This window comes from Dolichospermum sp. UHCC 0315A (assembly GCF_008121535.1).
In the GTDB taxonomy this organism is placed as follows: Bacteria; Cyanobacteriota; Cyanobacteriia; order Cyanobacteriales; family Nostocaceae; genus Dolichospermum; species Dolichospermum lemmermannii.
In genome coordinates this window covers 4409182-4432906 of sequence record NZ_CP043056.1, presented here as the reverse complement: position 1 = coordinate 4432906, position 23725 = coordinate 4409182, and the positions used below count along the sequence as shown (strand labels likewise).

Genomic DNA, 23725 nt, shown 5'->3' with positions numbered 1-23725 from the left:
AACGCCTGACGGTTCTAGGAATGTAATAAAACGCGCCTAATTATTACCTATTGCTATGGAAGCACAGTTAGTTTTGTTTTATCGTGCTGACATTAGTTCAACAAACAAGAATAGGAAGACTCAGGAGTATATAACCAGCGATGATAGTTTTTCCGTTTCGCTAATTCCTTACCTTGACGGCCAAGTTTTTCCCGTAACTGTGAATCTTGGCACATCCGATTGAAAGTTTGCAAAACTTCATAACCAGAATCTTGATTTACTAATAAGCCATTTTCTTCATGATGAACCGCATCTAAAACACTACCCAAGCGGGAAGCAATGACAGGTTTACCAAAGTAACCAGCTTCTAAATAAACTACACCAAAGTTATCTGTGGTTGCATCTTCATAATTATCGGAATTCAACATCGCAAAAATATCACAGGCTGCATAATAACCAGCTAAATCGCGTTCTCGTACATAACCAGCGAAATGTACCCGTTTATCTATTCGTAACCTTTCCGCTTGAGATTTTAGCTGAGTTTCACAATTTCCTTCACCACAAATAATGCAATGAACATCCACACCAATAGTTAGTAATACGGGAATATTGTCTATTACTCGATCAAAGTTTTTATATTTAACCAAGTTACCAACAGAAAGAATTACAATTGCTGTTTCCGAAATATTGTAAGTCTGACGGATGCGGTTACGTAAATCATTAATATGACTAAGACTAGTAGGATTACCAAATCTTTCTGGCCTCACTACCGGATTAATTACATGAGTAGGTGTATCTAAACGAAAAGTATTTCTTAAAGAATTCCGAATATAAGAACTATTACAAACAATTCCATCAGCACGTGTGAGAGTTAATTTTAACAGCCATCTCCACAACGGGTTATTAACTGTACGTGATAAATCATTACCATGTAAATAGATAAAAAAGCGAATTGGTAAAATATAACTGAGTACCAACACCGCTGGGAAATCATAACCATGACACCATTCAATGTAGCGGTAATGATAGCGAAAATATAATTTAATAGCTAGTAGCAAAGAGCAAATAATATTGAAACCAGATTGACAAATATCTCCTAACCAGTTATCACACCAAGCCGGAAAATGAAACCAACGATAAACTGGAAATTGCTGAGATTTATCAAATTTTTTATCTCCATGACAACCACCAGCTAAGACAATTACCCGATCTGGATCTTGTAAACAACGATTATAGACATATTCACCAATTACAGCCTCTTCTGGGCGGAATATTCGGGAAATAACGAGAATATCTGGGTAAGCTGTTTTATCTCTAACTTGTGACCCTAGTTGTGATATATTTTCCATAATTAAGCTTGATAAATTAACTGGAATTAGGGCATTATCTTAAATTCAATAAAAGGCTTTTACTTCTGTATGGGTTTAGCACTGGTAAATCCCCACTGGATTCTGCTGTATATAGAAATAGGATTTTTAGATTCTGTTGATTCAAAAAAAATCTCATCCCTCTCTTAAATATTAAATTCGTGAGCATTCAGATTTGTCAGAATAATCACGGATTTTAGAGTTAGCTTGAGTTATTTTTCTAAGATATCACTTCTCTCTATTCTTGATTTAATAAGTATTCTGAGTTCTTCTAGAAATGATCCAACACATGGTTAACAAAACTATCAAATTATCACTTATTTTGCTGCCAATTATCGGTTAATTTTCTGGAATTTATCAGTGATAGATGAGTTATCTACATAATCAAATATAGTCATAATTTATCAGTTATCTTCCCAAGAGATTACTCAGAAACTACTCGGAAAGTTGTTAAATCTAACTATTGTTTCTAGAATACTCTAAATATGGGCTATTTTTGTGCCAAATCGCCAGAAAATATGAGTAATTTGGGAATCTGAGTCATAGCATTTATTCCCATTATTTTCACCGTTGTTACTGACATATTTTTTATCATTTGTTAAGGTATCAATTATTGCATTTACTTCATGTTAAATTTGAATACCTCTAACTGGTAATCATAGATATATAGAATCTTTCAGCTATCAGTAAAAAGTAAACCCCCTAAAATATAGGTGCTAAATATTCCGACTCTATCCGGAAAAATCTGTTAGCAACAAAATTATTTATAGAAAAAATTCAGATCGGTTAAAACAATCTTGTTTAGTTTAAACAGTAGAAGCCTCTCACCTACCCGATAGGGAGGTGATGAGATGAATAAGCGGAAGTGACGAATTGCCCAACGAGCAAAATTAAGCGCAGCTTAATCAGTGTTGTTGGGCGATGTTAGCGCAGCGGCACGAAGTGCGGAATGAACACTTTCTTGATTTTTTTTCAAATATTTGATATAGTTTTCAACAGTAGGTGTAACTCAATTAAATGCACCAAAAGCGGCCTATCAAAAAAGTTAAAAATTATCTCAAAAAGTCCCTAGGGCATAGGGCTTTAAAGCTCGGTTAATGTCTTCATAGAGGAGTCGCCGAGAAGCCCACAGTCACCTGAAAGGGAGTGTGTGGAGTATGTCACATGATTGTCAACTGTTTAGGTAGGTAACAGGGAGATAAAAAATATTCAGGGTGCGTCAGGAAAACCCAACACACCCATGACTAATTAGCAACTTCAGCCATTTCAATGACGCGCCCTTCATAATCCTTAACTAAAAAATTCAAAGGCTTTTGGTTGCGAATTTTAAACTTTAAACCCCTGACTTCTACCCGCATTAAAATTAATTCTAGACAATCATGATCAAAGCAAACATGACGATGCTGATCTTTTTTGCCTAAACTTGCACCAGTGATAATATGTAATTGAGTATTTTTCTTGAGTTGATACCACAGCCCGTCATTACCATTATTCATGGTGTTATTAGACCAACTGGGACTAGCGGACATATATAGCGGATCAATACCTGTTGCACCGATAGTTTGCTCGTAGTTGTAATAATAGTGCAAAGGGACTTCCGCCACTGGCAAATCTAGCAAACCTGCATATAACTGTCGGGCAACTTCTAAATCTGATACCATGACAGTATAAACTTTAGGTGCGCTACTCAAAAACATCCACATAGCGCCCGCGTAAGCTGCCAGCAGCATAATCATAATCCCCTGGGTGGAGAACAGGCTATCCAAGGGCAGGGAAGGCAAAAACGAGCCGAAAGTTAGTGGACTTGGCAGGAACATTAGGGAACTAGCTTCTATAACCATGAACAAACAAGATCACAATAAAGGAAACGCTTTTAGTTGTCAGTTAAGACTAACATTAAGTCCTAATTTCTAGTTTATCAATAGTCTGGTTGTCTGACATTGACAAATTAACTGACTTGCAAATATTGTTAGCTATCACATCACCATTCCCTAGTATATTTTAACAGTTATCTAGTCCAGAGATTGTGCAAATTCCCCACTTTCCCGAAGCTAATCACCCATTGGTGAAGTCGCTATTTCATCACAGTGATCAAGAACTACTGAGTCTATTTCAGCAATATCCTGATTATGGCAAGTATTTTACGGTGATTTTCTGCCGTTATAGCCCCATAGTTTACACCTTAATTCGGCATTCAGCGCGATCGCCTGTGCAAGCTGATTATTTGTTTGCTCTGATTTGGCGCAATATATATTATGAACTAGGTGGACTGAATTTAAACCAAGCAGCGACAGAGACGGAATCTTTAACCTTACAAAATTGGTTAATTAATATCACGGCATTCCATATTAATGAGATTAAACTACCACCCACAGAAGCTATTCATTATTCTCTCAAGGATACATCACCACCGCTATGGTGCTATGTAGAACAGGCATTAGATCAACTCCCACCAAGATCACGATTAATCGTCTTAATGGCACAAACTTTCCACTGGAGTGAAACCAGAATTGCTGCATATTTGCAAGCTGAAGGAGAACAAATTTCCCCCGCTGAAGTAGCAAGTTCTCTCCAGGAAGGTTATCTGATGCTAGAAGATAAATTACCTGCTGATATTCGGGCTATTTACTTAGGCGAAGCTGGGATTTAGTCCTAACTTTAGCTATAATAATCACAATAGCTCATCTGCTGTCCAAAACCAAAGGGAAAATGCTAGGGCTGAATTTCTCAGATAATGTTACAAAACCGTGTCGCAATTACAGACGTAAATAGAAATCCCGCAGAAGATTTAAAATATTTAGTCGTCTCTGGGGAAATCTATAAAAAAATGGATAACTTTACCAAAGCCAAGGCTTTATATAAACAAGCTATTTCCATAGCCCAGAAATTAGAAGATAGCAAGCAACAAAGTTTATTAGTTTATAAAATTAATAGTCAAAATCCCAGATACCCGACTTCTTGAAGAAGTGGGGGAGCTAGAAGTCGGGGATCTAAATTAAATTAAAAAATAGGAAATAAGTCATGATCACGAATCAAAGAGAAATATGATAGTATAACTAGGAGAGAGATAAAAATTTATAAAATAGAAATTGAAAATTCACCTAATCAGGTGATGAATTAGATAAATCCAATGATTATCATAGATTCTCAACTATAGAATATTCTTGCTAACTTCTATTCCTAACCTTTTTTGATCATGATTTTTTACATAGAAATTCCCTTTATTGGCAAAAAAGTTAAATATCCATTCCGTTGGTTAATGGGTTTAATAGCTAGTGGTGTTTTAATTGTGGGAACAACAGCCACTATTCAAACCATCCAGCAAAAAAATAAACCGCTAGATGTGACTAAATTAACTGTTCCTGTAGAGGCAAAAAGTGTAACTGTCCGCATTACTGCTAGTGGGAAAGTCCAACCAGTTCAAAGTGTAAATATTAGTCCTAAAAGTCCAGGACTTTTGGCAGATTTAAATGTGGAACAGGGAGATACTGTCAAGCAAGGACAAATAATTGCTCGCATGGATAATTCGGAAATTAAAATGCGAATTCTCCAGTACCAAGCTAATTTAGCACAAGCAAAGGCACAATTAGCAGAAAGCGAAGCCGGCAGTCGTCCCGAAGAAATTGCCCAAGCAAAAGCCCGTGTAGACCAAGCACAGGCACAATTAGCGATTATTCGAGATGGTAATCGGTTACAAGAAATTCAACAAGCACAGGCTCAAGTTGACTCGGCAAAAGCTTCTGTAGCACTTACCCAATCCAGAGTTAAACGTTATCAAGATTTAGCTAAAGATGGGGCTATTTCCCAAGATAGTTTAGAACAATATGTCAGTGAAAATAGCAAGGCCAAGGCTAATTTAGAAGAAGCACAACGCCGATTATCTTTACTGAAAGTGGGCAACCGCAACCAAGATATTCAAAAGCAAGCAGCAATTGTTAATCAGGAAAAGGAAGGATTACGAAAATTAGAAAATGGTAATCGTCCCCAAGAAATTGCTAGATTAAAAGCAGCAGTAGCTAGTGCGGAAGCTCAGTTAAAACAACAACAAGTTCAATTAGAAGATACCATTATTCGCGCTCCTTTTTCGGGAATTGTCACTCAGAGATATGCGACGGTGGGAGGTTATGTTAGTCCAGCAATTTCCGCTTCTAGTAATGCTTCTGCCACTTCAACTTCTATAGTAGCTTTGGCAAAAGGTTTAGAAGTTTTAGCAAATGTTCCTGAAGTAGATATATCCCAAATTAAACAGCAACAAAAAGTGGAAATTACCATTGATGCCTATCCTGAAGAAGTTTTTCAGGGACAGGTACGTTTGATTGCTCCCGAAGCGGTAGTTGATCAAAATGTCACATCATTTCAGGTGCGCGTGGCGATTAACACGGGGGCTGAAAAACTGCGTTCAGGGATGAATGTCAGTGAAGTCACATTTCTTGGCAATAATATCAAAGATGCGCTGCTAATACCCCAGGAGTTAATTGTTACCCGAAAGGGAAAAACTGGCGTGTGGTTATTAGGTGAAAAAAATAAACCTCAATTTCGTCTTGTGACAATTGGCGCGAATATTGATAACCAAATTCAGGTTTTAGATGGTCTTAAAGCCGGAGATCGGGTATTTATTGATCTGCCTAAAACGAAGGAAAAAGAGAAAATAGAACAGGGAAAAGAAAATAAAAAATAAGCACAAATTATGGACATTTTAGAAAGTGTAAAAATGGCAACTACTACCTTATTAGCTAATAAGTTGCGAAGTAGTTTAACTATGTTGGGAATTATTATTGGCAATGCTTCCGTTATTGCCATGATTGGCATTGGAGAAGGCGCACAAACACTGGCAACTAAGCAATTTTCATCATTAGGACCGAATACCTTATTTATTATCCCTGGGAGTCCAGGTAGTCGGGGAAGGGTGACAACAATGCCCAGAACTTTAGTTTTACAAGATGCTAAAGCGATCGCTAAACAAGTCCGTGCAGTTAAAGAAGTTGCTCCAGAAATTAATAACAGAACTACAATTACTTATAGAAATAGAAATACAACTAGTACAGTTATTGGCACTACTCCTAATTATATAACAGTTCGTAGTTTTGAAATTAAAGAAGGCAGGTTTTTTAATGACTTCGATATTAAACGTAATAAGAGAGTAGCAGTATTAGCTCCAGATTTAGCCAACAAACTCTTTGATAATCAAAATCCTGTTGGTCAAAAAATCCGCATTCAAAATACTACTTTTCAGGTGATTGGCTTAACAGTAGCTAAAGGTTCTTCCTTTGGCAGTAACAGTGATGATACAGTTTTTATTCCTATCAACACTATGTTTAGTCGGTTAGTGGGGAGAACATCCCCTTTTGGTATTAATGTTTCTTTAATTTCTGTATCTGCTCAAGATGAAAATAGCATCTCCGCAGCAGAATTTCAAATGACAAATTTACTCCGTCGTCGGCACAAAATTGTCCGTGAAGATGATTTTACCATTCAAACCCAAAAGAACCTTTTAGAAATCACCAATACAATTACTGGAGCATTGACAATCATGTTAGCTGCAATTGCTAGTATTTCCTTATTTGTGGGTGGGATTGGGATTATGAATATTATGCTAGTTTCTGTAACTGAACGTACTCAAGAAATTGGATTGCGTAAAGCTATTGGTGCAACTCAAGAAGATATTCTTTTGCAATTCATGATTGAAGCCGTGATATTATCAGTAGCTGGTGGTGTAATCGGCATTGCTTTAGGTGGTGGTAGTATTATTTTAGTGGGTATCCTTACCCCATTACAGGCGGCAATTTCACCAAGTGCAGTTTTATTAGCTGCTAGTGTTTCTGGTGGGATTGGTTTATTTTTTGGTGTAGTTCCTGCCCGTCGTGCCGCTCAACTTGACCCAATGGTAGCACTGAGAACGGCGTAAAAAAATTTAAAATTAATGGACATTCGCTACAATTATACTTTGACATGAGGATAAATTTCCGTGGATAATACTTTTACGATAACTGACACAAGTATTCCCCAATCTGCATCGCCATCAGGAATTATTCGGCTGGAAAATATTTTCAAAGTTTATGGAATTGGAGAAATAGAAGTTAAAGCACTGAATAATGTAAATTTAGTCATAGAAGTAGGTGAATACTGTTCGATCATGGGTCCTTCTGGTTCGGGTAAATCCACAGCCATGAATATTATCGGTTGTTTAGATCGTCCCAGTGACGGAAATTATTATTTAGATAATTTGAATGTCGCCCAAATGAGTGATACTGAATTGGCGCATATTCGTAATAAAAAACTAGGTTTTGTCTTTCAACAATTCCATTTATTAAATCAATTAACGGCTCTAGAAAATGTCATGTTACCAATGGTGTATGCTGGCGTTAAACCTGGGGAAAGAAAAGATCGCGCGACATCTGCATTAATCAAAGTCGGTTTAGAAAAACGCCTCAATAACAAACCTACCCAATTATCAGGAGGACAACAACAAAGAGTAGCAATTGCCCGCGCCATTGTCAACAATCCCGTCGTTCTCCTCGCAGATGAACCCACCGGCGCACTTGATTCTCACACCACCCAGGAAGTATTAGACCTGTTTAATGAACTTAATAGCAGTGGTATCACCGTTGTTATTGTCACCCATGAATCAGAAGTTGCGCGTCAAACTAAGCGGATTGTTTGGTTTCGTGATGGTGAAGTTGTTCATTCTCATCTTACTCCCAATGAATTACATCAAGTTGTCATATCTTAGGGAATTAAAAATTAAGAATTAAAAATTAAAAATGTAATTACTTCCTATTACCTGTTTCCTGTTCCCTAATCCTAATGAATACTTTACCCGAATCCATCCCCAATTGGGAAGAAGAACTAGATAACGTCATTTTTACCTTTGATGATATTCAAGCCGAACTTAACTATAAACAAGCCAAAACCGCACTCAAAAACTTAGTGAATAATCTTGATCTTTCTGCTGCGGAAAAATCAGGTTTAGAAGCAGAAATTAATGATTTAGAAATCATGCTAGATAAACTGGAAAGCATGGTAGTACAAATTGCAGCTTTTGGGATGGTAGGACGGGGTAAATCTTCCCTTCTTAATGCTTTGGTTGGTCAAGAAGTCTTTATTACTGGTCCCTTACATGGTGTTACTCGTGATGCACAAACAGTAAATTGGAGTATTAGTGAAGAAGCTTTAGGAACTTTAAAAGCCACATTACCCAGCAATGGCCAATCCCAAGTCGAATTAATTGATACTCCTGGATTAGATGAAGTAGACGGTGAAACTCGCGCAGCTTTAGCTGAACAAATCGCTAAACAAGCCGATTTAATTCTCTTTGTTATTTCTGGAGACATGACCAAGATTGAACAAATAGCTATATCGCAATTGCGAGAAGTAGGTAAACCGATAATTTTAGTCTTTAATAAAGTTGATCAATATCCGGAAACTGACCGCATGACAATTTACGAAAAAATTCGAGATGATAGAGTGCGGGAATTACTTTCACCCGCAGAAATAGTCATGTCCGCAGCTTCACCATTGGTCAAAATTGCCGAACAAAATCCTGATGGTTCTAGGAGTGTAAAATTGCAAAAAGGTAAATCCCAAGTTGATGAATTAAAATTGAAAATATTGGAAATTCTCCACCATGAAGGGAAGGCTTTAGTGGCTTTGAATACGATGCTTTATGCTGATAATGTCAATCAGCAGTTGGTACAGCGTAAACTAATAATTAGGGAAGAAAATGCTAATCAGTTAATTTGGAAAGCAGTCATCACAAAAGCATTAGCGATCGCTCTCAATCCTGTTACAGTAGTTGATATATTAAGTGCCGTAATTATAGATATCTCCTTAATCTTAGGTTTATCCAAACTTTACGGTATCCCTATGACCGAAACCGGTGCTGTGAAATTACTCCAAAAAATCGCCCTGAGTATGGGTGGTATCGGTGCTAGTGAACTATTAGCAAATTTGGGTTTAAGTGGTTTAAAAACCCTCCTTGGTGTCTCGACAACAGCAACAGCAGGAATGACAATTGGACCCTATTTATCTATAGCCATAACTCAAGCAGGAGTAGCTGGTGTCTCTTCATACAGTATTGGCCAAGTTACCAAAGCCTATTTAGCCAATGGTGCAACCTGGGGACCAGATGGACCAAAAGCAGTAGTTAGTCAAATTTTATCAACTTTAAATGAAACTTCTATTTTAAACCGAATTAAAGATGAATTACTGATTAAAGTTAGACGCAGAAAAAAATCTGAATCTGATTAAATTTTTAGTAACATTCCATCTTCATCTATACTCTAGACTTAGGGCATAAAATCTGCATTGAGAACCTGAATTAAAGAAAAAGATGGCTGTTCAGGGAATAAAGTTGAAGGAAGTTGATATTTATTTATTGTATCATTTCTAGCATCTGTATAACAATCTAGAAATACATCATTTAAAATACCTTTTAAACTAGGACTATCTGCTAGAGTATAGGCTATTTGTCGTCTTTGTTCAACAACAGTATTACGCCAGACCCTAGCATTATAATCTTTTTCTTCTGTCCAATATTGTAGTTTTAATAAGTCTTCAATTAAGACAACTAGACGAGTTTTTAGTTCTTTCTTTTCACTCCTTCCCATACTATCAATTTCTTCAATTAAATTTTCAATATCTAATTGTTCTAATTTTCTTTCTCTCAAGATTGCAAGTGTAGTTTGTATCCACAGATAAAAATCTTGCTCATATAATGTTTTATTAGTATCAATGGTCAGCATAACAACTTCTCCTGACTCGATAGACTCTTGATAAGATTATACAACTAACTAATTTAACTTAGCAAGTAATTGACGAATAACATCGGCATCTTTAGCATCAGGAACTTTGATTAAATAAATTTGTAAATCTTCCATAGCTTGAGAAAACTGCCCCAGTTGATAATACAACAAACCCCTATCTCTTAATTCAAAACTTGCTTCTGGAAATAACATTAAAACTCGTTCTACTATTGCCAAACTTCTTTCTAAATCCTGCTGCTGAAGATAAATATATTTTAAATTAGTCAACATTCTAGCTAAAAATTGCCGATTACTCACAACTGCTAAAAATTCAGGTTTTAGCATTACCTCTTGTTGATAAATTTGTGAAAGTCTTTCTTGACAGTCTTGGGCAAACATCACCTCTCCACCATTAAAAGCATCAACAAAAATGCCTATATCTTCAACATCTGGACGAATCAGGAAATGTCCCGGCATTCCTACCCCTACCATGGGAAAATCAATCCGTTTTGCCACCTCTATATAAACTAATGCCAAAGTAATGGGAATTCCCATTTTCCGTTCAATGACATCATTAAAAAAACTATTGCGCGGGTCGTAATAATCAATTTTATTACCATCAAAACCCAATTCTTCATATAAATATTGATTAATACTTTGAATAATCCGCAGGGGATAGCGAGAAGAAGGCAAACGTTCCTCTAACTCCATTGCCATTGTATCAAGAGCATTTAAATATTCTTCAGGGTCAATATCTGGATATTCTTCCTGGGCAATATATAAAGCTGCCTTTGCGAGATTGATATCCTCGTCAGGTTGTTGAATCTCCTGGTAAAAATACTGTCGTGCTAACGAGAAATTCATAAGCAATAAGGATGAAGCGACTGGAGGGAAAGTACAGAGTTTTTTGTACCTGCTCTTATTTTAGAGTATTCAGGCGTTTTATGGAACATGGTCTGGATCTATTCTCTCTTTCCCAATTCCTCGTTTCTCGTTTTCTCGTTCCCAGTCTTTAGACTGGGAATGTTATCTTAGAGGTTCTTTCTAGTAGTTTGTCAAGATAAAAATGATGGACTGTAGTGTGAGCGTCTCGCTCACGCGGGCAAGACTTGTACTGAGCTTGTCGAAGTATGCCCGCACTACCAAAAACCCGTCAAAATAAATTTGACAGACTACTAGTACCGCAGTGCGGAATTAAAAATTAAAAATTAAAAATTAAAAAAGCAGATTACACAAGCTTTTGTCAAATTTTTAATGGTTGATTGACTTACGCCGTTGTGTACTAGTTCCCAGTCTCCAGACTGGGAATGTTATCTTAGAGGTTCTACCTCCAATAAAAAACAACAGAAAAAAGAATTATGATAGTATGATTAAAACAGATTGATAATTATGGCATTTTTATTCAAATTCTCAAAACATGAAATTACCTGACTTAGATGCTGAAAGCATAGATCGTATTATCGAAATGGCTTGGGAAGATCGGACACCATTTGATGTGATAGAAAAACAATTTGGACTCTTAGAAAAACAGGTAATTGCTCTCATGAGAAGAGAAATGAAATCATCGAGTTTCCGAATGTGGAGAGAAAGAGTTACCAAACGCCAAACCAAACATTTAGAAAAGAGAGAATTTATTGCCGGTAGATTTAAATCCCAAAATCAGAAAACATAAATTCACATAAAACTGAAAATTATCTATGATGGGAATTTGGATATTAGGATATCAACTGTCGCTACGACAAGCTACCTGACAAAGCTTTCATCATCAACTGCAAACGTTTGTAAGCAGGATTGAGTCCTAGATAGCGTTTTTGCATCTGATACCAGAAATTTCCAACTGCTTTTAAAAAATCAAGGATCTGGTCTTAATAATGAATTTAAGGCGAAGGTGGAGTCGTTAAGTGCTAACCTAAAAGATGATATCGCTTGATCTGGGGTCTTAAACGACCCACTTGTGAAAACTAGCTTCAATCATTTAGGCGCAGCATGGTCACCACCGCAGAAAAAACAAACATAGGTTACATTACCCAAGTAATTGGTCCGGTTGTAGACGTTAAGTTCCCCGGCGGTAAATTACCCCAAATCTACAACGCTTTAACTATCACAGGCACAAATGAAGCTGGACAAAACATCAGCTTAACCGTTGAAGTACAGCAACTTCTAGGCGACAACCAAGTACGGGCGGTGGCTATGAGTACCACCGACGGTTTAGTTCGTGGGTTAGAAGTAGTTGATACTGGCGCTCCGATTACAGTACCCGTTGGTAAAGCCACCTTGGGACGGATTTTCAATGTTTTAGGCGAACCTGTAGATCAGCAAGGTCCCGTAAACGCCGAAGCATATCTACCTATTCACCGTGACGCTCCTAAATTCACAGATTTAGAAACCAAACCTTCTGTGTTTGAAACTGGGATTAAAGTTGTTGACTTGCTCACTCCCTACAAACGCGGTGGTAAAATCGGTCTGTTCGGCGGGGCTGGTGTTGGTAAAACCGTGATCATGATGGAATTGATCAACAACATCGCTACCCAACACGGTGGTGTGTCTGTATTTGCGGGTGTGGGTGAACGCACACGGGAAGGAAATGACCTCTACAACGAAATGATGGAATCTGGAGTTATCAATAAAGATAACCTCAACGAATCCAAAATTGCTCTAGTTTATGGTCAAATGAACGAGCCACCCGGAGCAAGAATGCGGGTTGGTTTGTCTGGTTTGACAATGGCTGAGTACTTCCGTGATGTCAACAAGCAAGACGTATTGCTATTTGTTGATAACATCTTCCGGTTCGTACAAGCTGGTTCTGAAGTATCCGCGCTATTGGGTCGGATGCCTTCTGCGGTAGGATATCAGCCTACTCTGGGTACTGACGTAGGTGCTTTGCAAGAACGGATTACCTCCACCACCGAAGGTTCTATTACTTCTATTCAAGCTGTATATGTACCTGCGGACGACTTGACTGACCCCGCACCAGCAACTACCTTTGCCCACTTGGACGGTACAACAGTATTGTCTCGTAGTTTGGCTTCTAAAGGTATCTATCCTGCGGTTGATCCTTTGGGTTCTACTTCCACCATGTTGCAACCCAACATCGTTGGTAGCGAACACTACGACACTGCACGGGCTGTACAATCCACCCTCCAACGTTACAAAGAACTCCAAGACATCATCGCCATTTTGGGTTTAGATGAATTGTCTGAAGAAGATCGTTTGATTGTGGCACGGGCGCGGAAAGTTGAGCGGTTCTTGTCTCAGCCTTTCTTTGTAGCTGAAGTATTTACTGGTTCTCCTGGTAAGTATGTGAAGTTGGAAGACACCATTAAGGGATTCCAACAAATTCTTTCTGGTGAATTAGATGCTTTACCTGAGCAAGCTTTTTACTTGGTAGGCGATATCACCGAAGCTAAAGCTAAAGCTGAAAAGCTCAAAGGCTAATGGGTAATGGGTAATGGGTAATGGGTGATGGGTAAGAAATTTCTCCCAATTACCAATTACCAATTACCAATCACCAATCACCAATCACCAATTAAGAATTATGACTCTGACCGTTCGTGTAATTGCCCCAGACAAAACCGTTTGGGATGCTGAAGCTGATGAAGTAGTTTTACCTAGCACTACTGGTCAATTAGGTATCTTGAGTGGACACGCTCCAATGTTGACAGCTTTGGATATAGGTGTCATGCGTGTTCGTGCTTCTAAAAATGCCCCTTGGCAAGCGATCGCACTTTTAGGCGGTTTTGCTGAGGTTGACGAAAATGAAGTCACAATTTTAGTCAACGGTGCTGAACGTGGGGACAAGATTCAACTTGAAGAAGCCCGCACTGCTTTTAATGCAGCACAGACTAGCCTAAATCAAGTCAAACCAGAAGATCGTCAAGCACAAATCCAGGCAACAAAAGCATTTAAACGCGCTCGCGCTCGTTTTCAAGCTGCTGGCGGTTCGGTATAAATTGTATACTGCATCAAAAACTAATGAGGGTGGGCAAATTGCCTACCCTTATTTTATTGGTATTTTAAATAGCTTTATCTTTTAGCTCCCCTACTTCTTAAAGAAGTCGGGGAGCTGGGATTTGTGGTGTTTATTCTTCTATAATTTTTATCTCTTCTGCTGTTAATTCGTAAAGTTGATAAACTAACTGATCTATTTCTGTTTCTAATGCGGTTGTATCTGCTTTTGAATCTGATTTTTTAGCGGTGAGAATTTGATTAACTATTTTTTCTAATAACAATTCTTCAGTTTCCGTAGGTTCTTTAATAGGTAACATTTCAATTTTATACTTTTTCCATCTATTTGTACCCATTCCTGTAGTAGTTGAAATCTGGTTAAAATACCATTCTGATAGTTTTGAATTTAAAATTGCTAACAAATATTTAAGTTTTTCACCAGTCATTAAAAATGTAGTAGCTTCAGCATAATAATTAGAATCATCAAAAGCAAATTTAGGTTTATCAGAAATTTCACCCCAAACAATTTTAGGTTTATTAAAATCTTCTAAATAAGCGCAATTTCTAAGATTTGTCCAATCTTTACCTTGATCTTGTCGTTGTTCTATTTGAGGAAGAAAAGAAAGCAGATAATTATAGATAAATGGATAATTTTCTTTAACTTTAATTCTCTTAATATTATTTTTTGCAACTCCATTATGTGTATTAATTAGATAAAATCCAGAAAATTCATAACTATATTTTTTTAAGTCTCTACCTCTTAAAATCGGCTGAATTATTTCAGCAGAATTAGAGCTTTCAGCAATTAGTTGATTTTTAGTTTCCTCATTGATAATAAAAGCTGCATTTAGTCCAGTAAGTAAACCTCTATTAATATTAATATCAAATTCTTTTAAAAGCTTAGAAGATTGCTCTATTTTTTGTTTCAAACTTCCGCTTTCTTCATTACTTATAATCCATTCTGATGTATTAGGTATTATAAATTGAAAACAATTTTTATTGAAATACTCATCTAATGAAGAACCGACAAGATAATTATTATTGAGACTAGCAACATCAAAAAATTCATTAACTTTATCTTTTTTCAAGATGATAATATTTGATTCTACAGTAGCTTCCTCAAAAATTTGCATATCTTCAATATTTAATAAAGTCTGGGGTTGCAGATTTTCAATTAAATATTTTTTCAGAGAATCACCATAAATAGTTCTTAACCAAGAATTAGAAGTAATGTAAGTTAAAAATCCTGCTTTTCTTAACAAACAACTTCCTTTTTCGTAAAACAAGCAATAAATATCTGAACCCTTTGTATAAGTTTGATAATTATTTTCAAAATAAGCAGTTTGAGATTTTTCTTTAATTTTAGATAGTGAAATATAAGGAGGATTTCCAATTACGACATCAAAACCGATAAAATCACCTTCATCATTCAAAACTTCAGGAAATTCAAACCGCCATTCAAAAGCATTTTGATACAATTTACCACTTTTTTTCTCTTCAATTTCAGCATTGAGTTCATTAATTTGCTGTTCTAACTCTTCTTGCTTTTTTTGACGATTTTTTGCTTCTGCTTTACTTTCTGCAAATAATGACTTTTGATCTCGTAAATGACGAAGTTCTGCAATTTTTTGATTTCGCTTTTCTATATTCGGATCATTGCTACTAATTTCTGTACGTATATTACCCTTAATATCATTAATTAACCTCTCCATTTCCTGTTTTTGATCTTTGTTATCAGGGTGGAGATAGGTTTTTATAGCATTTCTATAACTTTCAATATTCCAATCACTTTTTTTCAAAATTGTCCGTAAATTCCAATTTAAAGGAAAACGACTGATTAAAGAATTTCCAATTTTAATATTAATATCAATATTTGGTAAAGTTTCCAATTCTCCTATATTCCCCTCTCCTGGTAGGGGTGAGACTTTATAATAAGCATTCTTTAAAAGCTCAATCCATAAACGTAACCGACAAATTTTTACTGAATTGGGATTTATATCTACACCAAATAAACAATTTTCAATAATTGTCTGTTTTTCATGAAAAATTGTTTCTTGTATGCGTCTACTTTCTGAGTTGTTAGGATTATATGTGAAAAATTGTCCGTCATCATCTGTAATATTTAACTCATCATTTTCAATTTTTATATCATAATCTCTTAAAGTTTTTCCCTGTCTATCAAGTAAAACTTTCAAATCACTTTTAATAGTAATAATTTCATTTAAAGCTGAAACTAAAAAATGTCCAGAACCTACTGCTGGATCACAAATTCTTAAACTATTAATAATCTGATTAGCTTCTTTTTTATCTGTAATTCTATCATATAATTCGTCAATACTTTCACAGTTCCAACCTTTAATTTCTTTGAATTTCTGTAAAACTGCTCTGCGAATAGTTTCCCGACACATATACATAGTAATAAAACCAGGAGTAAAGAAAGAACCATCTTTATAACCGTTAATTTTCTCAAAAATCAAACCTAAAACAGAAGCATTAATTAAAGTTTTATTTTCTTCTTGGATTTCTTCTGCACCTTCACTGCTAAAATCGTAAGCATCAAGAAATGCAAAAATATATTCTAGTGCTTTTAATTTACCTGTACGTGTATTACCATTCTCTTTAAGAACTGTTTTATTGAAAATAGAAAGTTTTGCATCATTGATTAAATTACTAATAACTATGGTTTTATGTTCAATTTCTGATACTTCAAATAAAGAACTATTCAAATAAGGAATATTAGTAACAAGATTTCTTATATGTTCTTCTCTTTCATCTGGTTTATGAGATAAAACCCCAAAAAATAAACGGTTGAGATTACCAAAATCTTGAATTTTTGCTAAATTGAGAAATGCAAAAGATTTATCACCTTGACGATAGTTAATTAGTTGGGATTCTAATAGTTTCAAAAAGAGAATGCGATTAATCCAAGTAATAGCTAATTCTAAACTAACATTAAAAAGTTTCTCTTCGGTATTTTCTCCAAATTGTTCGGAATTTTCCAATCTATCAATCTTGCGTAATTCTTGCAAGCGAGTGATGGTATTTTCAATTAATGAACCCTGTTCCCTTTCATTAATTGATTTACGCTGAATTAATTTTTTACTACCTTCTTTAATTTCCGTTAAACCCAGAATGTGTAGTAATTCACTATAAAAGTTTCTATTTAAACTATTGCTATCATTAATAGTAGGTAACTTTAATAAATGTTGTGGTGAAAACAGCTTAAATAAAGGAATCAGTTTTTGATCATTTTCAGGATTTTGATTAATTAAATACTGTTCATAATCTTTAATATCAAAATGTGTAAAAATTAGTTCATTTTGAATTTTATCTATTGCAGGTTGAGCAATTTCTTTATAAAAAAAGTCTGTGCGAGAATTAGATAGACGTTTTTCTTCAAAATCAGTAAATTGCTTGACTAATTGTTTATTCTGAACAAACAGATTCTCAAAAAGTGTTGCATCAAAAATGAACCATTCATAAATATTAGTAGCAATTAAATATTTAATTTCTGGATTTTTATTTGTAATCCGTTCTCGTAAAAAGTATAAAACTAATTGTTGTAATGCTTTAGTATTTAAATTATCAACCTTGAGCATTTCATTATTATTTACCTTTTTAGCTTCTAAAATCACACCAACATTGCTTTTAGTATCTTTGCCATTATAAATCACCAAGTCATTACTTGCTTTAATATTGATCAAGTAATCAGCACCGTAATAGGTATTTTTCAAGAAATCAGTCAGAATATTCTTATGAAATTCCTCTCTTTCGTTTTCATCAATTTGATTAAGTAGTGTAATCAGATTCCTTTTAAATATCTCAAACTCATTTCTAATTGGTTTAATTCTCAGAAATGCTTTGCTTAATGCTTGTCTAGGTTTAATTTTATTGTTAATCATCAAAAATTATAATTTTATTATTAATATTCGGCATCCCATTGTAGCATCGAATTAAAATTAATAAATATATTGTAATATTTGTTAACAAAATTTAAACCTTAAAAAAATCGGAAGTCTGGTAAAAAAATTACATTAAGTTTCAGAAAAATCATTCCATCCTGATGAAGTGATACCTTAGATGATTAATCGCCCAAAGAGGCAGATATATGAAAAGCTTTCCATTTTCTCTTGATAAAAGTAAGCAAAATAAATTTGTCAGCTTGGCTACATCTGCAATTGCAGCCTTAGCCTTAGCCGGTGGTGTTAATGCTGTTAATGCCACTCCCATAAAAACACTGACAGCCAAAGAATTAACTTCTGTCTCAATCCCCTCTACCCAAACCCAACAATCAGTTACTCAGTCTGTAACTGGCCAAATCCCCTATCAAGCCATGGGGATTGAACCTTTAATCATTATTCCTGTGATCATTATTGGTGGTTGTTTCTTCTTTGGTGGACTGGTAGTTATCGGTGAACGGGAAGTTGGTATTGTTGTCAAAAAATTCACCCTTTCCGGTAAAGGACTACCTCCTGGTAGATTAATCGCTTTGAATGGTGAAGCGGGCTTACAAGCGGACACCCTCGCCCCTGGTTGGCACTGGGGTTATTGGCCTTGGCAATATGCAGTTAAAAAAGAATCGGTGATTGTTGTCCCCCAAGGTCAAATCGCTCTGATTGTCGCCGCAGATGGCGCTTCTAACCCTCCAGAACGGATTTTGGGCAAAATTGTCGAATGTGATAATTTTCAAGATGCTCGGAAATTCTTAACCAAAGGTGGGGAGAAAGGACGGCAAATTGCTTTTATCACCGCAGGTAGTTACCGCATCAATACAGCGCTGTTTAAAGTGATTACAGCCGGAAATGCCAGTCTAGAGGGTATGCGTCCAGAACAGTTGCAAATCTATGAAATAGCCGCAGAAAAAGTTGGGATTGTGACTACTTTGGATGGTTCACCAATTGCTGCCGGTGAAATTGCTGGGCGTGCTATTACTGGACATAATAATTTTCAGAATGGTCAAAAGTTTATTGACGCTGGGGGACAACGGGGTTTACAAGAACAGGTGTTATTATCGGGTTCGTGGAATCTGAATCCTTGGTTGGTAAATATTGAACAAGTACCGATGACTGAAATCCCTATCGGTTATGTAGGTGTGGTGATTTCTTTTGTCGGTGAAGAACAGGAAGATGTGAGCGGGGCATCTTTCACTCACGGAAATTTGGTCAATCAAGGACATAAGGGTGTTTGGGTTGAGCCTTTATATCCTGGGAAGCACCCGCTCAACACTAAAGTGATGAAAGTTGAACTAGTGCCGACAACGAATATTGTCTTAAACTTTACTGATAGAATTAGTGGTCAGCATGGGTATGATACAAATCTAAAGGCGCTGAAACTTCTGTCATTTGATGGTTTTAGCTTTGATTTGGAGATATTCCAAATTATTCACATTGGTGCGTCAGATGCTCCGAAAGTGATTTCCCGCTTGGGTTCGATGCAAAATGTCATTGATCAGGTTTTGCGTCCCATTGTGGGGAATTATTTCCGCAACTCGGCTCAAGAATATACTATCCTGGATTTCTTGATTGCCAGAAGTGAGCGCCAAGTAGAAGCTTCTGAATACGTTAAATCTGCCTTACGTGCTTATGATGTGCAAGCAGTGGATTCGTTGATTGGTTTGATTACCCCACCGAATGAATTAATGCACACGCTGACAGACCGGAAAATTGCTGAGGAACAACGCAAAACTTACGAAGTTCAGCAAATGGCACAAACCCAACGGCAAATGTTGGTCAGGGAAACAGCGATCGCAGATATTCAGCAAGATTTGGTAAAATCGGAACAAGGTGTGACAATTGCCGAGTTGCAAGCTAACGCCCAAATTCAGCAAGCAACAGGTGAAGCTGAAGCTATTAAACTCAAAGCCATAGCTGGAGCAGAAGGTATCCGAGCCACAGGTAACGCCAAAGCAGAAACCTACCGGACAGGTGTACAAGCAGTGGGTTTACAAGGTTACACAGCTATGCAGTTGATGGAAATTGTCGGTGATCATCATGTCCGCATTATTCCCGATATCATTGTTGGTGGTAATAATGGTAGTAATAATGGTTTAGCAGATGGTTTGTTGTCTATGATTCTTTGGAATCAAACTAATAGCAAAACCCATCCAGAATCGAAAATCCCTACACCTCCACCTCTTCCTAATCCCATAGTTCCTAAACCTGAATCAACTAATCAAAATAGTTAAGCTTTGGCGACTAGAAGTCGCGGCTACACAAATAAAGTCCGCAGGCGCGGACTAAACAAAAATCAAAGGTTTGAAACCCACCTGCGTGGGTTTTTCCTGTGTAGACGCGGTTTCTAACCGCCGATTTAATTTCTTGGATTTCCATGATTTGATCTTTTATCCGAACTTGATATTATTCTTTATCGTCAAAATTAACATCTTGATAAATGTCAACTAAACTAATTTCAAAATCAAGATATTGCAATTTAACAATATCATTTTCAGATTTATATTCTCGAAAAATCCATTCTCCCTCATTAGTTTTGCTATAGTGCATCACCTGATATTGATTTTGTTCCACTAAAACATATTCTTTAAATTGGGGAATAGAACGATAAAAAGTAAATTTCTCACCCTGATCATAATTTTTTGTAGACTTAGATAAAACCTCAATAATTAATAAAGGATTAGTAATAGTAGTATTATTTTTGCCTGTATAACTAGCCTGACCATCAGTTACAATCACATCAGGATAAGTATATTCTTTAAATTGTGGAATCCATAAACGCATATCTCCCATAAAAACTTCATTGTTTTTGCGTCTCATGGCATATAGTAAAATCGCCGCAATAGCTAGTGTAATTTTATTATGATTACCAGTTCCCCCAGTCATAGGAATAATTTCTCCATCCCGATATTCACTTTTATAAGGTGCTTTTTCCTCTAATTCTAAATATTCTTCAGGGGTGTAAATATGTTTGCGAGTTTGTATTTGCATATTATTCTCCTTGATTTTGTTTATTAATTGTAGATAGTTAATAAGTTTGCGCTTTATTTAATTAGAAATAAAATTTAACGCCTGTTTAATAATTAATTCTCGATCTACCATATTTTTTAAGGTTAATTCATCATAAATTCCGCCAAAAGCTTCTAAAGAAGCATTATCTAAAGCTCGATTATAAGCTTCTGGTAAAATTTCTTCTATTTCTTTTTTTTCCATGTAATATCCTCCAGATTTTCTGCGTTTGTTGATCCGCTCAATTGCATCAATAGCATTGCGAATGGAAACATCCCAAGAATGAGTTGTCCTTTTTTCTGCTTGTTGTTTAATTAAATGGACTAAAAGCACTACACAATAACTATAAATTTTATTGATTTTATCTTCTTTGCTCATTTCTTCTAATTCATCAATTAAAGATAGAGCCGCTTCTAGGTTGCCAGAAACCACTAATTCTCTGAGTTCTAGTAATTCTTCCATGATTTGCTCTCTCCTTGAAGTTGGCTATTTCTAGCATAGCGCTGATAACGCTATCAACGACAGATACACCACTAAGGATAACGGTTGTTGTCCAAATTTTACCAATTTCTCCCAGAGTATGGGCGATATCGCAAGCTCTGACTTATCAGTTCGCGTCCGTACCCGCAGCAAATTTATCTACAAATAGTAAGTTTAAGTTTAATTTTTTGTACCTTAAATTCAACATTTATGGAATGAATGACAAAGCTAAAACCTCATCTTTTATCTTTCAATTGCGCGGAATAAAAAATATTTCCCGAACTACATGAGTTATTCTACATTACAATAAATACCGACTAAAATCAATTACTTAAAATCCAGTTTGCCAGATTGATTTTAATTCGCTCTAATCTTTCTGTGGAAATTTCACCAATATTTCCTAATAATATCTTTTCTGATACAACTGCTAACCGTGAGACTCTAAAAACGCTTTCTGATTTTAAACCTGTTTGTTTAAAATCCTGATCATTGGGTGTAATAATTTCGTCAAGTCCAGTCAATTCTTGCCCTGTTTTAGTGGAAATCATGCAAACCAGCCAATCATCATAATTGTTGCTTAATGGCTTAATTAGAAGTGCTGGGCGTAACTTTCCAATTGCCAGATTCGTTTGGAGAAATTTGAATAAAACAATTTGACCAACTATTGCCATTTTTCTATAATGTCCGCTTCTGTGTATTCGGGAAGATGATCATTTTCAAAACCTCTCATAGCCTGTTCAAGAGAAAATTGATTCCATTCTTGATTTTCTGTATTATTTATATATGGTAACAAGGTATTATAAAGCGTTAGTTTTTCTTGTTGCAATACTTCTTGAACTATCTCTTTAATCAATGCTTTCAGTTCTTGGGTTTCCATAATTTTACCTTTGGCTAACTTCCTAATGCTAGTAGATAAATGCTAACAAAAAGAGTAAGGTAATGCAAAACTACACCCCTACTCAATTTGTTATCAATTAGCGGAATTTAACAGCTTACGCTTCATCTAAAGCTGCAATACCAGGTAAAACCTTACCTTCCAACAACTCCAAACTCGCACCACCACCGGTAGAAATGTGGCTCATTTGATCAGCCAAACCTACCTTTTCTACAGCCGCTACAGAGTCACCACCACCGATAATGGTAGTTGCGCCGGTTTTGCCGATTTCTGCTAAAGTATGAGCGATCGCTTCTGTACCCGCAGCAAATTTATCAAACTCAAACACACCCATAGGCCCATTCCAAATCACAGTCTGACAATCAGCCAAAGCCGCTTGGAAAACCTTGATAGAATCAGGACCAATATCTAAACCCATACCATCGGCAGGGATATTTTCAATGCTGACAGTAGTAGCATTAGCATCAGGCGCAAACTTATCAGCAGAAACAATATCTGTAGGTAGCAACAAAGCCACACCACGTTCTTTGGCTTTAGCTTCCAACTCTCTAGCCAATTCTAGCTTATCTTCTTCCACCAAAGACTTACCAACATTCAAACCACGAGCTTTATAGAAAGTGAAAATCATCCCACCGCCAATGATCAACTTATCGCACTTTTCCAACAAAGTTTCAATCACACCGATTTTGCTAGAAACCTTAGAACCGCCAATAATAGCCGCCAAAGGACGCTTAGGTTCTTCAATTGCACTTTGTAAATATTGCAATTCCTTCTCAACCAAATAACCAGCTACAGAAGGACTTAAAAACTTAGTTACACCCTCAGTAGAAGCGTGAGCGCGGTGTGCAGTTCCAAAAGCATCATTTACATAAAAATCAGCGTTTGCTGCCAATTTTTGAGCAAATTCGGGGTCGTTCTTTTCTTCTTCCTTGTAAAAGCGGACATTTTCTAACAATAGCACTTGGCCATTGTCCAAAGCTGCAACTTTAGCAGCAACATCATCACCAATACAGTCATCAGTTTTGATAACTTCCTGTCCTAACAACTCAGAAAGACGTTTAGCAACCGGGGTTAAACGCAATTTTTCATCTACACCCTTGGGACGACCGAAATGGCTTGTTAAAATGACCTTAGCACCCTTTTGGGTCAAATCTTGGATAGTTGGCAGCGCTGCCCGAATCCGGGTATCATCGGTAATGTTTCCTTGATCATCCACAGGCACATTAAAATCAACTCTTACTAAAGCGCGTTTTCCAGATATATCAGCCGCAGATAAACTTGCTAAACTTTTTTTAGACACAGTACAACTCTCCTGATTACTTTTTTGTTATTGTCTTCAAAATATGACCATCAAGATTT

The 23725-nt window shown here is 36.3% G+C and carries 21 protein-coding genes; 10 read left to right on the top strand and 11 right to left on the bottom strand.

Features of this window, described 5'->3' with window-relative positions; translation table 11 throughout:
* Positions 1–92 precede the first annotated feature (92 nt).
* Positions 93–1328, bottom strand: coding sequence for a glycosyltransferase family 4 protein (locus BMF77_RS21065; RefSeq protein WP_148765567.1), 1236 nt, complete (start codon positions 1326–1328; stop codon positions 93–95).
* A 1262-nt stretch (positions 1329–2590) separates the two neighbouring features.
* Positions 2591–3187: a glyoxalase-like domain protein gene (locus tag BMF77_RS21060; protein ID WP_148765565.1), complete on the bottom strand. Its 597-nt coding sequence runs from the start codon at positions 3185–3187 to the stop codon at positions 2591–2593.
* A gap of 185 nt (positions 3188–3372) precedes the next feature.
* On the opposite strand from BMF77_RS21060, the gene BMF77_RS21055 reads away from it, so the two are divergent.
* The 6 genes from BMF77_RS21055 (at position 3373) to BMF77_RS21030 (ending at position 9593) form a co-directional block, all read left to right on the top strand.
* Positions 3373–3996 (top strand): sigma factor-like helix-turn-helix DNA-binding protein, encoded by a 624-nt coding sequence (locus BMF77_RS21055; RefSeq protein WP_148765563.1) that lies wholly within the window; start codon positions 3373–3375, stop codon positions 3994–3996.
* Between the two features lie 84 nt (positions 3997–4080).
* On the top strand, positions 4081–4308 hold the full coding sequence (locus BMF77_RS21050; protein ID WP_148765561.1) for a hypothetical protein: 228 nt from the start codon (positions 4081–4083) through the stop codon (positions 4306–4308).
* Positions 4309–4542: 234 nt separating this feature from the next.
* Positions 4543–6024 carry an efflux RND transporter periplasmic adaptor subunit gene (locus BMF77_RS21045; RefSeq protein ID WP_148765559.1) on the top strand — a complete coding sequence of 494 codons (1482 nt, stop codon included), beginning with the start codon at positions 4543–4545 and terminating at the stop codon, positions 6022–6024.
* Positions 6025–6033: 9 nt separating this feature from the next.
* Positions 6034–7251, top strand: coding sequence for an ABC transporter permease (locus BMF77_RS21040; RefSeq protein WP_148765557.1), 1218 nt, complete (start codon positions 6034–6036; stop codon positions 7249–7251).
* A 60-nt stretch (positions 7252–7311) separates the two neighbouring features.
* Positions 7312–8076, top strand: coding sequence for an ABC transporter ATP-binding protein (locus BMF77_RS21035; RefSeq protein WP_148765555.1), 765 nt, complete (start codon positions 7312–7314; stop codon positions 8074–8076).
* A gap of 74 nt (positions 8077–8150) precedes the next feature.
* Entirely contained in the window at positions 8151–9593 is a 1443-nt protein-coding gene (locus BMF77_RS21030) for a GTP-binding protein (protein WP_148765553.1), read from the top strand.
* Positions 9594–9631: 38 nt separating this feature from the next.
* On the opposite strand, the gene BMF77_RS21025 is transcribed toward BMF77_RS21030, so the two are convergent.
* Together BMF77_RS21025 and BMF77_RS21020 are read right to left on the bottom strand one after the other, a co-directional pair.
* On the bottom strand, positions 9632–10087 hold the full coding sequence (locus BMF77_RS21025) for a DUF29 domain-containing protein (RefSeq protein ID WP_148765551.1): 456 nt from the start codon (positions 10085–10087) through the stop codon (positions 9632–9634).
* Between the two features lie 48 nt (positions 10088–10135).
* Positions 10136–10951 (bottom strand): SirB1 family protein, encoded by an 816-nt coding sequence (locus BMF77_RS21020; RefSeq protein WP_148765549.1) that lies wholly within the window; start codon positions 10949–10951, stop codon positions 10136–10138.
* Between the two features lie 553 nt (positions 10952–11504).
* Between BMF77_RS21020 and BMF77_RS21015 the strand changes: the two genes are divergently transcribed.
* From BMF77_RS21015 to atpC, 3 genes are all read left to right on the top strand, one after another.
* On the top strand, positions 11505–11759 hold the full coding sequence (locus BMF77_RS21015) for a TIGR03643 family protein (RefSeq protein WP_148765537.1): 255 nt from the start codon (positions 11505–11507) through the stop codon (positions 11757–11759).
* A gap of 314 nt (positions 11760–12073) precedes the next feature.
* Entirely contained in the window at positions 12074–13522 is a 1449-nt protein-coding gene (gene atpD, locus BMF77_RS21010) for a F0F1 ATP synthase subunit beta (protein WP_148765535.1), read from the top strand.
* Between the two features lie 100 nt (positions 13523–13622).
* Positions 13623–14036: an ATP synthase F1 subunit epsilon gene (gene atpC / locus BMF77_RS21005; protein ID WP_148765534.1), complete on the top strand. Its 414-nt coding sequence runs from the start codon at positions 13623–13625 to the stop codon at positions 14034–14036.
* A 130-nt stretch (positions 14037–14166) separates the two neighbouring features.
* Here atpC and BMF77_RS21000 read toward each other — a convergent pair whose 3' ends face one another.
* Positions 14167–17934 (bottom strand): Eco57I restriction-modification methylase domain-containing protein, encoded by a 3768-nt coding sequence (locus tag BMF77_RS21000; protein ID WP_148765532.1) that lies wholly within the window; start codon positions 17932–17934, stop codon positions 14167–14169.
* A gap of 206 nt (positions 17935–18140) precedes the next feature.
* Here BMF77_RS21000 and BMF77_RS20995 point away from each other — a divergent pair, with 206 nt between their 5' ends.
* Positions 18141–20216 carry an SPFH domain-containing protein gene (locus BMF77_RS20995; RefSeq protein ID WP_148765530.1) on the top strand — a complete coding sequence of 692 codons (2076 nt, stop codon included), beginning with the start codon at positions 18141–18143 and terminating at the stop codon, positions 20214–20216.
* Between the two features lie 10 nt (positions 20217–20226).
* On the opposite strand, the gene BMF77_RS28765 is transcribed toward BMF77_RS20995, so the two are convergent.
* From BMF77_RS28765 to pgk, 6 genes are all read right to left on the bottom strand, one after another.
* Complete coding sequence (locus tag BMF77_RS28765; protein WP_256370320.1) at positions 20227–20361, bottom strand: hypothetical protein; 135 nt, start codon at positions 20359–20361, stop codon at positions 20227–20229.
* 27 nt (positions 20362–20388) lie between these two features.
* Positions 20389–20973 (bottom strand): Uma2 family endonuclease, encoded by a 585-nt coding sequence (locus BMF77_RS20990; protein ID WP_148765528.1) that lies wholly within the window; start codon positions 20971–20973, stop codon positions 20389–20391.
* Between the two features lie 57 nt (positions 20974–21030).
* Positions 21031–21453 (bottom strand): DUF29 family protein, encoded by a 423-nt coding sequence (locus BMF77_RS20985; protein ID WP_148765526.1) that lies wholly within the window; start codon positions 21451–21453, stop codon positions 21031–21033.
* 341 nt (positions 21454–21794) lie between these two features.
* Entirely contained in the window at positions 21795–22142 is a 348-nt protein-coding gene (locus BMF77_RS20980; RefSeq protein WP_148765524.1) for a type II toxin-antitoxin system PemK/MazF family toxin, read from the bottom strand.
* Positions 22133–22348, bottom strand: a complete 216-nt coding sequence (locus tag BMF77_RS20975) for a hypothetical protein (RefSeq protein WP_148765522.1) — start codon at positions 22346–22348, stop codon at positions 22133–22135. Before BMF77_RS20975 ends, BMF77_RS20980 begins: the two co-directional genes overlap by 10 nt.
* A 115-nt stretch (positions 22349–22463) precedes the next feature.
* Complete coding sequence (pgk, locus tag BMF77_RS20970) at positions 22464–23666, bottom strand: phosphoglycerate kinase (protein ID WP_148765520.1); 1203 nt, start codon at positions 23664–23666, stop codon at positions 22464–22466.
* Between the last annotated feature and the right edge of the window lie 59 nt (positions 23667–23725).